Origin of the sequence: Intestinimonas sp. HCP28S3_D6 (genome assembly GCF_052065695.1) — a bacterium.
Lineage (GTDB): Bacteria > Bacillota > Clostridia > Oscillospirales > Oscillospiraceae > Intestinimonas.
Window position 1 is genome coordinate 98,937 of record NZ_JBQHTM010000005.1, and the last position, 12,102, is coordinate 111,038.

The 12,102-nt window shown below is 62.7% G+C and carries 12 protein-coding genes; 10 read left to right on the forward strand and 2 right to left on the reverse strand.

Annotated elements, in window-relative coordinates:
- Window positions 1–4: 4 nt before the first annotated feature.
- From cobI to hemL, 7 genes are read left to right on the forward strand one after another with little or no spacing between them, the layout of a single operon-like run.
- The gene (gene cobI, locus ACTNBK_RS03220; RefSeq protein ID WP_441143549.1) at window positions 5–685 is read left to right on the forward strand and encodes a precorrin-2 C(20)-methyltransferase; all 681 of its coding nucleotides are present in this window, start codon (window positions 5–7) and stop codon (window positions 683–685) included.
- 28 nt (window positions 686–713) lie between these two features.
- Window positions 714–1,967: a glutamyl-tRNA reductase gene (gene hemA / locus ACTNBK_RS03225; RefSeq protein ID WP_441143551.1), complete on the forward strand. Its 1,254-nt coding sequence runs from the start codon at window positions 714–716 to the stop codon at window positions 1,965–1,967.
- Entirely contained in the window at window positions 1,930–2,382 is a 453-nt protein-coding gene (locus tag ACTNBK_RS03230; protein WP_441143553.1) for a precorrin-2 dehydrogenase/sirohydrochlorin ferrochelatase family protein, read from the forward strand. Before hemA ends, ACTNBK_RS03230 begins: the two co-directional genes overlap by 38 nt.
- Window positions 2,379–3,269: a hydroxymethylbilane synthase gene (hemC, locus tag ACTNBK_RS03235; protein ID WP_441143555.1), complete on the forward strand. Its 891-nt coding sequence runs from the start codon at window positions 2,379–2,381 to the stop codon at window positions 3,267–3,269. Before ACTNBK_RS03230 ends, hemC begins: the two co-directional genes overlap by 4 nt.
- Window positions 3,254–4,759: a uroporphyrinogen-III C-methyltransferase gene (gene cobA, locus ACTNBK_RS03240; RefSeq protein WP_441143556.1), complete on the forward strand. Its 1,506-nt coding sequence runs from the start codon at window positions 3,254–3,256 to the stop codon at window positions 4,757–4,759. Before hemC ends, cobA begins: the two co-directional genes overlap by 16 nt.
- Complete coding sequence (hemB, locus tag ACTNBK_RS03245; RefSeq protein WP_441143558.1) at window positions 4,746–5,729, forward strand: porphobilinogen synthase; 984 nt, start codon at window positions 4,746–4,748, stop codon at window positions 5,727–5,729. Before cobA ends, hemB begins: the two co-directional genes overlap by 14 nt.
- Window positions 5,729–7,009: a glutamate-1-semialdehyde 2,1-aminomutase gene (gene hemL, locus ACTNBK_RS03250; RefSeq protein WP_441143560.1), complete on the forward strand. Its 1,281-nt coding sequence runs from the start codon at window positions 5,729–5,731 to the stop codon at window positions 7,007–7,009. Before hemB ends, hemL begins: the two co-directional genes overlap by 1 nt.
- Window positions 7,010–7,506: 497 nt before the next feature.
- Here the strand turns inward: hemL and ACTNBK_RS03255 are convergent, their stop codons facing one another.
- A complete protein-coding gene (locus tag ACTNBK_RS03255) occupies window positions 7,507–7,764 on the reverse strand; it encodes a TIGR03905 family TSCPD domain-containing protein (RefSeq protein WP_441143562.1) in 258 nt (85 codons plus the stop codon).
- A 104-nt stretch (window positions 7,765–7,868) separates the two neighbouring features.
- On the opposite strand from ACTNBK_RS03255, the gene ACTNBK_RS03260 reads away from it, so the two are divergent.
- The 3 genes from ACTNBK_RS03260 to ACTNBK_RS03270 all read left to right on the forward strand — a co-directional run bounded on the left by ACTNBK_RS03260 (window position 7,869) and on the right by ACTNBK_RS03270 (window position 11,190).
- Window positions 7,869–8,657, forward strand: coding sequence for a MerR family DNA-binding transcriptional regulator (locus ACTNBK_RS03260; RefSeq protein WP_441143564.1), 789 nt, complete (start codon window positions 7,869–7,871; stop codon window positions 8,655–8,657).
- 158 nt (window positions 8,658–8,815) lie between these two features.
- Window positions 8,816–10,189, forward strand: a complete 1,374-nt coding sequence (locus ACTNBK_RS03265) for an MATE family efflux transporter (RefSeq protein ID WP_441143565.1) — start codon at window positions 8,816–8,818, stop codon at window positions 10,187–10,189.
- 23 nt (window positions 10,190–10,212) lie between these two features.
- Window positions 10,213–11,190, forward strand: a complete 978-nt coding sequence (locus ACTNBK_RS03270) for an NADH:flavin oxidoreductase (RefSeq protein WP_441143567.1) — start codon at window positions 10,213–10,215, stop codon at window positions 11,188–11,190.
- A gap of 220 nt (window positions 11,191–11,410) precedes the next feature.
- On the opposite strand, the gene ACTNBK_RS03275 is transcribed toward ACTNBK_RS03270, so the two are convergent.
- On the reverse strand, window positions 11,411–11,767 hold the full coding sequence (locus tag ACTNBK_RS03275) for a hypothetical protein (protein ID WP_441143569.1): 357 nt from the start codon (window positions 11,765–11,767) through the stop codon (window positions 11,411–11,413).
- Between the last annotated feature and the right edge of the window lie 335 nt (window positions 11,768–12,102).

A 12,102-nucleotide genomic window follows, 5' to 3' on the forward strand; every position in this document is an offset into this window, starting at 1 on the left:
AAGCATGGAGAGAGGTAAGCTGTACGGCGTAGGCGTGGGCCCCGGAGATCCGGAGCTGGTGACCAAAAAGGCGGAGCGGGTCCTGGGGGAGGCCGATATCGTGGCCGTCCCCGACAAGGGCGCGGGGGAGAAGACCGCCCTCAACATCGTCAAAGACATCGTGGCGGGGAAGGAGCTCCTCTACTGTCCCACCCCCATGGTGCGGGACCGGGCGGTGCTGGACGGCTGCTACGAGCAGATCGCGGGCGACATCTGCGCCCTGCTGGACGAGGGCAAGAACGTGGCCTTCATCACCCTGGGGGACCCCACCGTGTACTCCACCTATATCTACGTCCACAAGAAGGTCCTCGCCCGGGGCTATGCCGCCGAGCTCATCCCCGGGGTGCCCTCCTTCTGCGCCGTGGCCGCCCGGCTCAACACCTCTCTGTGCGAGGGGGCGGAGCGGCTCCTCATCGTCCCCGCCTCCCACGACGCCGCCGACTGTCTGGACATCCGGGCCAACAAGGTCTTCATGAAGGCGGGCAAGGCCATCGGGGAGCTCCAGGCCCAGTTGGCGGAGCGGGGCATGCTGGAGCACGCCTCCCTGGTGGCCAACTGCGGCATGGAGGGGGAGCTGGTCTGTCCCCACTTTGCCGACATGACCGACGGCACCGGCTATTTTTCCATCGTCCTGGTCAAGGAATGAGACCCATCAAAAAGGAAGTGAGACCCCAATGGTCATCATGATGTCAGGCCTGGACTACAGCCTGGCCCCCATTGAACTCCGGGAGCAGCTCTCCTTCACCAGGGCCCAGGTGGGGGTGCTGGTGGAGCGCATCCGCTCGGAGGTGGAGGGGGTGCTGGGCTGCGTCCTCCTCTCCACCTGCAACCGCACCGAGCTCTACCTCTCCTGTGAGAAGGGGGTGGAGCTCCAGCCCGGGGAGGTGCTCTGCGCCGCCGTAGGCCTGAGCTATGCCCCCTTCGCCCGGGCCTTCGTCACCCGCCGGGGCAGCGACGCCGCCCGCCACCTGATGGAGGTCTCCGGTGGGCTCCAGTCCCAGATCTGGGGGGAGGACCAGATCCTCTCCCAGGTCAAGGGCGCCATCGCCATCGCCCGGGAGGAGGGCGCCGCCGACCCGGTGCTGGAGACCCTCTTCCGCAACGCCGTGGCCGCCGGCAAGGAGATCAAGACCAAGGTCCGCCTCACCGGTGTGGCCACCTCTGCCGCCGCCCGGGCCGTGGAGGTGCTCACCAGCCAGATGGGCTCTCTGGCGGGGAAGAAGGCCCTGGTTATCGGCAACGGGGAGATGGGGCGGCTGTCGGCCACCCTCCTGCGGGAGGCCGGCTGTACCGTCACCGTCACCCTGCGGACCTACCGCCACGGGGAGACCGTGGTCCCCGCCGGCTGCGGCGTGGTGTCCTATGACGACCGTACCTCCGCCATGGAGGGGATGGACATTGTCCTCTCGGCCACCACCAGCCCCCACTATACCGTCACGGCGGAGCAGGTGAGCCGGCTGGGCCGCCGGCCGTCCTATGTGGTGGACCTGGCCATGCCCCGGGACGTGGACGCGGCGGTGGGGGACCTGCCGGAGGTCCGGCTCTACAACGTGGACACCCTGGGGGCCGAGCGGCACCAGGGCGAAATCCCCACCGAGGCCCTGGACATTCTGGACGACTATATGGGCCGGTTCTACGAGTGGAACAACTACCGCAAATGCCTGCCCGCCATCGAGGACCTGAAGACGGCCATCACCGAGCGGGTCCTCACCTACCCGGAGGTGGAGGAGGACCTGGACCCGGAGGAGCTCATCGAACTGGCGGTGGGCCGGGCGGTGGACCTCCTCACCGGCGGGCTCAAGGAGCACATCAGCCCGGAGGACCTGGAGCGGTGTGTGGGCAAGATCAAGGTCCACACCGCCGTCAAAAGCCGGGAGAGGGAGGGTAGCCATGACCGAAAACGCATCCCGTTTCCCGCTATTTGTTGACCTCACCGGCAGGCGCTGCGTCATTGTGGGGGGAGGGGCCATCGCCACCCGCCGGGCGGCGGTGCTCTCCCGCTTCGGGGCGGCGGTCACCGTCATTTCTCCCACCTGGACCGGGGCAGTCCCCGGTGTGGACTGGCAGGCGCGGCCCTACGCCCCCGGCGATCTGAAGGGGGCTTTTCTGGCGGTGGCCGCAACGGATGACCGGTCGGTGAACCGGCAGGTGGGGGAGGAGGCCCGGGCCCTGGGCATCCCCGTCACCGTGGCCGACTGCCGGGAGGAGTGTACCTTCTTTTTTCCCGCCGTCTGTGAGGGCGGCGGCGTGACCGCGGGGCTCATCTCCCGGCACGGCACCGACCACCACCGGGCGGCCAGAGCCGCCAAGGCGGTGCGTCAGGCATTGGAGGGATTGGATTGAAGAAACTGAGAGCGGGGAGCCGGGAGAGCCGGCTGGCCGTCATCCAGACTGAGCTGGTCATGGAGGCCATCCGGGCACAGGACCCCGCCTGTGAGATAGAACTGGTTACCATGAAGACCACCGGAGACAAGATCCTGGACCGCACTCTGGACAAGGTGGGGGGCAAGGGCCTTTTCGTCAAGGAGCTGGACGCCGCCCTGCTGGACGGACGGGTGGACTTCACCGTCCACAGCTGTAAGGACCTGCCCATGGACCTGGACCCCCGGCTCCCTCTGGCGGGCTTCTCCCGCCGGGCCGACCCCCGGGACGTGCTGGTGCTGCCCAAGGGAGTCGCCGAGCTGGACCGGTCAAAGCCCATCGGCTGCGCCAGCGCCCGCCGGGCCCTCCAGCTGAAGAAGCTCTTCCCGGGCCAGCCCATCGCTCCGGTCCGGGGCAACGTCCTCACCCGGCTGGCCAAGCTGGACAGCGGGCAGTACGCCGCCCTGGTTCTGGCCGCCGCCGGACTCAAGCGGCTGGACCTGGAGGGGCGGATCACCCGCTACTTCTCCACTGATGAGATGATCCCCGCCGCCGGTCAGGGCATTCTGGCCGTCCAGGTCCGGGCGGGGGAAGATACCGATTATCTCGCCGCCTTTCTGGACCGGGACGGCACCGACTGCGCCACGGCGGAGCGGGCCTTCGTCCGGCGGCTGGACGGCGGCTGTTCCTCCCCGGTGGCGGCCTTTGCCACGGTGGAGGGGGAGACCCTCACCCTCCGGGGCATGGACATTACATCGGCGGGAGAGCCCATTTTCGACACCATCACCGGCCCGCGCAGCCAGGGGGAGGCCCTGGGGATCGCGCTGGCTGACCGGATCAGGGAGGGAACAGCATGTACGGCAAGGTGACACTGGTGGGGGCTGGCCCCGGAGACCCGGGACTCCTCACCGTCAAGGGCCGGGAGGCCCTGCTGGCGGCCCAGGTGGTGGTCTATGACCGCCTGGTGAGCCCCGCCATCCTGGCGCTCATGCCGGAGGAGGCGGAGCAGATCAATGTGGGCAAGGAGGCCAGCCGCCACCCCGTCCCCCAGGATCAGATCAACCGCATCCTGCTGGAGAAGGCCCTGGAGGGCAAGAACGTGGTGCGGCTCAAGGGGGGCGACCCCTTCCTCTTCGGCCGGGGCGGCGAGGAGCTGGAGCTCCTGCGGGAGCACGGTGTCCCCTTTGAGGAGGTGCCCGGTATCACCTCGGCCATCGCCGTGCCCGCCTACGGGGGCATCCCGGTGACCCACCGGGATTTCACCTCCTCCCTCCACATCGTCACCGGCCATGCCCGGGCGGGCAAGGCCCTGGACATCGACTTTGAGGCCCTGGTGCGGACGAAAGGGACCCTGGTCTTCCTCATGGGGGTGAGCAGTCTCCCCGACATCTGCGAAGGGCTTTTAAAGGCGGGCATGGACCCGGATACCCCCGCCGCTATCGTGGAGCGGGGCACTACCCCCGCCCAGCGGCGGCTGGACGCCACAGTGGCCACCCTGGCCCAAACGGCGGCGGAGGGGAAGGTGGAGAGCCCGGCCATCAGCATCGTGGGCCAGGTCTGCTCTCTCGCCAAGGACTTTGACTGGTTCGACGCCCTGCCCCTGAAGGGGAAGCGTATCGTGGTCACCCGGCCCAAAGAGCGGGTGGGCACCTTGGCCAATCGCCTGCGGAAGCTGGGGGCAGATGTCTTTGAGTACCCCTGTATCCGAACGGAGCCCATCACCCCCTGTCCCGCCATGGAGCAGGCGGTGGAGCATCTGAACGACTACGAGTGGCTGGCCTTCACCAGCCCCGCCGGGGTGGAGGCCTTCTGGGCCATGGCCCAGGCAAAGGGGTGGGACGCCCGCGTCCTGGCCGGGGTCAAACTGGCCGCCATCGGCGCTGGTACCGACAAAGCCCTCCGTGGCCACGGACTCCGGGCCGACTACATCCCCGAGGTCTACGACGCCGCCCACCTGGGGGCGGGTCTGGCCACCTTGGCAAAGGGGAAGGTGCTCCTCCTCCGGGCGGAGTGGGGCTCTCCCGCCTTGACGGAGGCCCTGGAAGGGAGTAACATTCCCTATGACGATATCCCCTGTTACACCACCTCCTATGAGAGCGAGCACGCCGCCGCCCTCCGGGATCTGGTGACGGCGGGCCAGGTGGACCTGGTCACCTTCACCAGCGCCTCTACGGTGAAGGGCTTTGTCTCCTCGGTGGGGGAGCTGGACTTCTCCGGCCTCACCGGGGTGTGCATCGGGGCGCAGACCGCGGCCGAGGCGGCAAAACACGGCATTCCCACCATTGTGGCGGAGCGGGCCACCATGGACGCTCTGGTCAATATCATCATCAAAGAAGGTCAGACAAATGGAACTCATTAACCGGCCCCGCAGACTGCGGCAGAACGACTCCATCCGGCGGCTATGCCGGGAGACCCGCCTCTCCCCGGACAGCCTCATCTATCCCATCTTCGTGGACGAGACCCTGAAGGGCAAGCGGGCCATCCCCGCCCTGGAGGGTCAGTTCCACTACGGCCTGGACGCCGTGTGCGAGGCGGTGGAGGAATGCATCCAGGCGGGTGTGGGCCGGTGCATCCTCTTTGGCCTGCCTGCTCACAAGGACGCCGTGGGCTCCTCTGCCTGGGATGAGCACGGCGTGGTCCAGGAGGCCATCCGGGTCATCAAGGCCAAGTACCCCGACTTCTATGTCATCACCGATGTGTGCATGTGCGAGTACACCGACCACGGCCACTGCGGCATCCTATGCGGCCACGAGGTGGACAACGACAAGACCCTGGAGGTCCTGGCCAAGACCGCCCTCTCTCACGCCCAGGCCGGTGCCGACATGGTGGCGCCCTCCGACATGATGGACGGCCGCATCGCCGCCATCCGGGCAGCTCTGGACGAGCACGGCCTCCAGAACGTGCCCATCATGTCTTACTCCGCCAAATACGCCTCCGCCTTCTACGGCCCCTTCCGGGAGGCCGCCGGCTCCGCCCCCTCCTTCGGGGACCGGAAGGGCTACCAGATGGACCCCCACAACCGCAGGGAGGCCCTGAAGGAGTGCGCCCTGGACGTGGAGGAGGGGGCCGATATCCTCATGGTGAAGCCCGCCCTCAGCTATCTGGATGTGATCCGGGAGTGCTCCGACGCCTTCGACCTGCCCATGTGCGCCTACTCCGTCTCCGGCGAGTACGCCATGATCAAGGCGGCCAGCGCGGCAGGGCTTATTGACGAGTACAGGGTCATGTGCGAGAGTGCCCTCTCCGTCTTCCGGGCGGGCGCCGACATGCTCATCACCTACTATGCCAAGGAATTGGCCCAGGCCATGAAGAAGGGGGACATCGGCTGATGGAACGCTCACAGGAACTCTTTGACCGGGCCCAAAAGGTCCTCCCCGGCGGCGTCAACTCCCCGGTCCGGGCCTTTCGGGCAGTGGACCTGTGCCCCCGGTTTATCACCAAGGCCCAGGGCGCCTATATCTACGACGCCGACGGCAAGTCCTACATCGACTATGTCTGCTCCTGGGGCCCCATGATCCTGGGCCATGACCACCCGGTAGTGCGAGAGGCGGTGGAGAAAGCTGTGAAGGACGGCCTTTCCTTCGGCGCTCCCACCGAGCGGGAGGTGGAGATGGCCGAACTCATGGTGGAGCTGGTCCCCAACATCGAGATGGTCCGCATGGTGAATTCGGGCACCGAGGCCGTCATGTCGGCCATCCGCCTGGCCCGGGGCGCCACCGGCCGGGACAAGATCATCAAGTTCGAGGGCTGCTACCACGGCCACTCCGACTGCCTGTTGGTGAACGCCGGCTCCTCCGCGCTGGCGGGAGGGCATCCCTCCTCCGCCGGTGTCCCGGAGGACATCGTCAAGCACACCCTCACCGCCCAGTTCAACCGCCTGGAGACCGTGGAGGCCCTGCTGAACGAGTATCCAGGCCAGGTGGCCTGCGTCATCGTGGAGCCGGTGGCCGCCAACATGGGCGTGGTGGCTCCCGCCCCCGGCTTCCTGGAGGGCCTCCGGGCCCTGTGTGACAAGTCGGGCGCCCTCCTCATCTTCGACGAGGTCATCACCGGTTTCCGCCTGGCTCTGGGCGGTGCCCAGGAATACTTTGGCGTGAAGGCCGATCTGGTCACCTTCGGCAAGATCATCGGCGGCGGCATGCCGGTGGGCGCCTATTGCGGCAGCCGTGCCCTCATGGAGCAGGTAGCCCCCTGCGGCCCGGTGTATCAGGCGGGTACCCTCTCGGGCAACCCCGTGGCCATGGCCGCGGGCCTTTCCCAGCTCCGGTACCTGAAGGCCCACCCCGAGGTCTATGACTACATCGGCACCCTGGCCAAGGAGTTGGCCGATGGCATGCGGGAGGCAGCGGAGCGGCATCACGCCGGCGTGGCGGTCAACCAGATCGGCTCCCTGGCGGCTCCCTTCTTCACCCCCAACGCCGTCACCACCTTCGTGGACGCCAAGGGCAGCGATGTGGGTCGGTACGCCCGTTACTTCAAGGGCATGCTGGAGCGGGGTGTCTACCTGGCTCCCGCCCAGTTCGAGGCCATGTTTGTCTCCGCTGCCCACACCCGGCAGGACCTGGCCCGGACCCTGGAGGCCGTGGACGAGGCTCTGGCCGAGTTGTAAGCTTCCATATGTTTCTCTCCAGAGACTGTACACCGCTGAGATGGTGGATATGATCAAGATAAAATAGAGAGAGCGGGCCTGTTCACACAGGCCCGCTCTATTTTATTTTAGGAAATATCCGCTCTGCCGTCTGTCACTGCGATCCGGCGATTACGGCCGCAGTGACGCGGCTCCTCCGTCACATGGGATAGCATCGACCCAAAGCGGCGCAGGAAGCTGATGGCCAAGCGCCTGACCCTCGGCCACAAAGCAGAGGAGCATGAGGCGCTTTTTCCCTGAGACGCTACCCAGTACCTGTGCCAGCTTCACCAGCTTTTCCGTAGAGAAAGCTCCTGTGGGATTCCTGACCGTTGGCTGCATTTATTGATTCAGCCATTTATGTTCTCCTGTGCCGTTTCTACCCCAAGTCACTTTGACTTGCCTGCGTGATGCCATGAGAGGAATTTCCAGATGTTTTTTCTTAATGATTAGCGCTGTAATGGAAGTAATTCTCAACCTTAAGACGGTGTTTCCTCCGATTCCTTACATAGTGACAGCGCCAGGGCCAATTGATCCGGACAGGAGGTCCCTTTATCCAGACACTGGATTCCTTTCAATCGTGCAATCGCATCCTCCACCTGCATCCCAACCAGTAAGCGGCTGAGAGCCTGGGTAAAGCCGGGGCAGCCCAACACAAACTCCACCGACCGGATGACGCCGTGTTCCACCTCCAATTTGATTTCTTTGGCGCAGGTGCCTTTGGTTTTGTAAATCATGCAGTTCTCTCCTGTCTCTGGCCGTTCTAGGCAGTATGTTGTATAATGACAGCATATACCTTCCCATTATAGGAAAGTCAAGAACGATCAAGGAGGGATCTCAGATGAAAGGCTATCTGTCCATCAGCGACTTTGCCAGACTTCGCAATGTGAATCCCAAATCACTGCGATATTACGAGCGGATTGGAGCGCTGATCCCCGCCTATACCGACCCGGAGACAGGCTATCGGTATTATGCTCTGGAGCAGCTGGTGGAGATGGATATGATTCTGATGTGTCTGGAGCTGGACATTCCCTTGCGGGAGGCGGAACGGTACCGACAGCCCGACCAGACACTGGACATTCGGAGCCTGCTTCAGGACGGGCAGCATAAGGCCCGGGAGAAACTGGTCCACCTCCGCAATACCATGCAACAGATGGAGGAGGCGCTGCACCGGATCGAAGAAAACCAGGGTGCTCAAAGGCAGGGAGGGGTCTGCCGGCGGCATCTGGGCCGGCGGTTTATTTTACGGCAGCCCTTTACCCCCTCCGGCGGAGAGCTGGTGTTCAAGCAGAGCTCCACGGAAATCTTCCTCCGGGGACAGGCCCTGGGCCTGCTGCCCGCCTTCACCTTTCCCATCGGGCTCATCGCGCAGAAGAGGGGAAAAGAAATCGTCACGGATATTTTTCTGGAGGTGCTCCAGCAGAAGGAGGGCATAACCGACCTGGAAGTGCTGCCTGAAGGGGATTATCTCTGCCAGCTGAAACCCGCCCAAGCGTTGGAACATGTGGATACACTAATTTCAGACTACTTTGTCCGGCATGCTCAGGCAAACCAAGTGATCATCACCAATCTGACCGTAGCCCACTTCGACTTGAAGGGACAGTCGCTGGAACTCCAGGAACCAATTTAAACGGGGGAGGAGACCAGGCATCCTTTCCGGCGTCCCCCTTGCCTGTTTGACGGAAACATAAAATTTCTCTTGACTTTCCCATTATAGGAAAGTTTATGATATTCCATTGCGGGGATCTCCCGTGGATGAAAGTCAGAAGAGGAAGGGAGAGAACTCTGATGCAGGCGGAAACAAATCCCCTGGGGTATGAGCCGGTGGGAAAGCTGCTGGGCACCTTTGCCGTGCCCAGCATCATTTCCATGGTGGTCAGTACCTTATATAATATTGTAGATCAGATTTTCATTGGCCGTGGCGTGGGCTATCTGGGAAACGGAGCCACCAACGTGATCTTGCCCCTCACGGTCATCGCTCTGGCCCTGGGACTGATGGTCGGAGACGGCACCACCGCCTATTTCAGCCTGTGCCTGGGGCAGGAGAACCGACGGGGAGCCGCGCAGGGCGTCGGCAATGCCATTACCCTGACGGTGGGGGTCAGTATTCTACTGACCGCGCTGTCTCTGGCGTGCCTGAAACCGCTGTGTGTTCTATTCGGTGCCACCGATGCCACCATGCCCTACGCCCTGGAGTACGGATACATCATTGTGCTGGGGTTCCCATTTTATATGTTCAGCATGGGCTTCAACTCCATTGTGCGGGCCGACGGAAGTCCCGTCTACGCCATGCTGTCCACGCTGAGCGGAGCCATTTTGAATACCATCCTGGACCCTCTCTTTATCTTTGCCTTCCACATGGGGGTAAGAGGGGCTGCCATCGCAACGGTTCTGGGGCAGGTCGTCTCCTGCGTGCTGACTGTGCTGTATCTGAGGAAGTTCCGGTGCATCACCCTGACGCCTGACTGCCTGCGACCGCAGTGGAGACTGTGCGGGAGGGTGTGCGGCCTCGGGATTTCCAGCTTTTTTCTCCAGCTGGCAGCCACCATTGTCATCACCGTGATGAACAATGTACTCGTCAAATACGGCGCGGCTTCCAAGTACGGCGCCGAAATCCCCATGACCACCCTGGGCATTACCATGAAGGTCAATCAGATCATTACCGGTGTGGTCATTGGTATCTCTGTGGGTTCCCAGCCCATCATCGGGTACAATTATGGGGCCGGAAGAACGGATCGGGCCCGAAAGACCTATCTCCTGGCCATCATCTGTTCCACCCTGGTCATGGGGATGGGTACCGTCCTGTTCCATCTGTTTCCGGACAGGATCGTCAGCATCTTTGGCTCTGAGTCGGCGCTGTACCGGGAGTTTGCGGTCAAGAGCCTGAAGATCTTTCTGCTGCTGATCGTCCTGAACGGATTCCAGCTGTGTACGGGCACCTTTTTCCAGGCAGTAGGGAAGCCGGTGCAGGCCACGTTGATCTCACTGTCTCGACAGGTACTTTTCCTGTTGCCGGCTCTGCTGATCCTGCCCCGCTTTCTGGGGGTGGAGGGGGCTCTGTGGGCCGGGCCGGTGGGCGATGCCTGCGCTTTTGTGCTTGCATTGTCCTTTGGTCTGGCGGAATGGAGAAAAAACAGCCGCAGCGCCCAGGTAACGACATAATTTTTCTGTGGAGGAATTTTCTTATGATACATCTGTCTGATCCCATTACGATCCGAAACCTGACCCTGCCGAACCGCCTGGTGATGCCGCCCATGGCCACTGCAAAGGCGGACGAGAACGGCTATGTGACTGACGAAGTGTGCAGTTACTATCAGGAACGGGCCAAGTACAGCAAAATCGGCCTGATCATCACAGAACACAGCTACATCCACCTCCAGGGGAAGGCCCATCCCGGTCAGACCTCCATGGCCTCCGACGATGTGATCCCCTCTTTTCAGCGCCTGACCGACAGTATCCACAGGGAGGGAGTCAAGGTCTTTGCCCAGCTCAGCCATGCGGGCTCGGCGGCGCTGTCCAAAACTACCGGGCAGCCCCCTGTAGGCCCCAGCCCGGTCTGCCACCCCAAGCAGCGGGAGGAGCTGCCTGCGGAGATGACCGTTGAGCAGATCCATCAGGTCACGGAGTGGTTTGCTCAGGCCGCCCTTCGGGCGAAAAGAGCTGGCTTTGACGGGGTCGAACTCCACTCCGCCCACGGCTATCTCCTCAATCAGTTTTTCTCTCCGCTGGCCAACCGGAGGACCGACGGGTATGGGCCTCAGACGGTGGAGAACCGCGTCCGATTTCATCGGGAGGTCATCCTGGCGGTGCGGCAGGCGGTGGGGGAGGACTTTCCCATTGCCCTGCGGCTGGGCGGCTGTGACTATGAGGCCGGAGGGAGCACCGTTGAGGACTGTGTGGCGGCCAGCCGGCTGCTGGAGCAGAGCGGCGTGGATCTGCTCCATCTCACCGGCGGCATGAACGGCTTTGTCCGGCCCGGGCACGGGGAGCCTGGGTACTTCCGCGACCTGTCCGTCCCTGTGAAGGGGGCCGTCCATATCCCCGTCCTTCTGACGGGAGGGGTCACAACGCCGGCTCAGGCGGAGGTCCTTCTGGAGGAGGGCTGCGCCGACCTCATCGGCGTGGGCCGGGCGATCTTCAAAAATGCCCGCTGGGCGGACTGAATGGTTTCATACCGCGCAAAAAGCAGGGCTCCGCACCCACAAGGTGGTGCGGAGCCCTGCAATTTTATATTCGGAACACACACGGCTTTTCCGATGGGATATTTCTCCTTCCGGCCCTTTTCGTGAGACGGTATGTGGACCACCGGACGGCTCAGAGGGCGCAGAGGGTGAGCAATTCCTCCCAGTTGCGGTCCACTTCCTTCTGGGCGGCCTCCAGCATCTACTCGTTGCCGGTTTTGAACATGTGGGCAAAGCGGCCCTGCATCTTCAGATACTCGGTGACGGGCTTTTTCTTTTTGAGCTGATAGCTGAGCGTGTACTTGCTCTCCACCACCTCATAGAGGGGCCACACGTAGGTCTCCACGGCCGTTTTGGTGACCTTCATCAGCTGTTCAGAGGGGTAGCGCCAGCCTCGGGGACAGGGCGCCATCATATTCAGGAAGGCGGCGCCGGGGGTGTAGATGGCTTTGCGGGCCTTCTCGGAAAGATTGCTGAAGTTGCTGATGAAGGTGGTCTGGGCCACATAGGGGACGTTGTGGGCCACCATGATCTTGGTGAGGTTCTTCCTCTGCTGCATCTTGCCGGGCACGTCCACCGGCTACTCGTGGGCGCTGGGGCGGGTCCGGCAGGCGGGTAAGGACGTTCGGTGAGAACTTTTCTTCCTCTGTCTGAAGGCTATAGTTGACAAAGTTCTGAACAGTCAGAGAGCGTCCTTTCGTGGCTGGCTGCTTACAGATTCTGCGCAAAAGGAAGTAAATTCTTTACAATTGGTTCACAATGACAGAATTATCATTAAACTAAGGAACCTCTGAATAAAAGCCTTTATCCTGTTTCTACTCAATGTATTAGCCGCCATTTGCGCTTGGTTAAGGTGATTTCAGTGCAAAATAGCCATTATTTATCTGCTTTTCT

Excerpts from the sequence above, each read along its gene's own strand:
- cobI (WP_441143549.1), top strand. The coding sequence starts at position 5 with ATGGAGAGAGGTAAGCTGTACGGCGTAGGCGTGGGCCCCGGAGATCCG.
- hemA (WP_441143551.1), top strand. The coding sequence starts at position 714 with ATGGTCATCATGATGTCAGGCCTGGACTACAGCCTGGCCCCCATTGAA.
- ACTNBK_RS03230 (WP_441143553.1), top strand. The coding sequence starts at position 1,930 with ATGACCGAAAACGCATCCCGTTTCCCGCTATTTGTTGACCTCACCGGC.
- cobA (WP_441143556.1), top strand. The coding sequence starts at position 3,254 with ATGTACGGCAAGGTGACACTGGTGGGGGCTGGCCCCGGAGACCCGGGA.
- hemB (WP_441143558.1), top strand. The coding sequence starts at position 4,746 with ATGGAACTCATTAACCGGCCCCGCAGACTGCGGCAGAACGACTCCATC.
- hemL (WP_441143560.1), top strand. The coding sequence starts at position 5,729 with ATGGAACGCTCACAGGAACTCTTTGACCGGGCCCAAAAGGTCCTCCCC.
- ACTNBK_RS03255 (WP_441143562.1), bottom strand. The coding sequence starts at position 7,764 with ATGATTTACAAAACCAAAGGCACCTGCGCCAAAGAAATCAAATTGGAG.
- ACTNBK_RS03260 (WP_441143564.1), top strand. The coding sequence starts at position 7,869 with ATGAAAGGCTATCTGTCCATCAGCGACTTTGCCAGACTTCGCAATGTG.
- ACTNBK_RS03265 (WP_441143565.1), top strand. The coding sequence starts at position 8,816 with ATGCAGGCGGAAACAAATCCCCTGGGGTATGAGCCGGTGGGAAAGCTG.
- ACTNBK_RS03270 (WP_441143567.1), top strand. The coding sequence starts at position 10,213 with ATGATACATCTGTCTGATCCCATTACGATCCGAAACCTGACCCTGCCG.
- ACTNBK_RS03275 (WP_441143569.1), bottom strand. The coding sequence starts at position 11,767 with ATGCAGCAGAGGAAGAACCTCACCAAGATCATGGTGGCCCACAACGTC.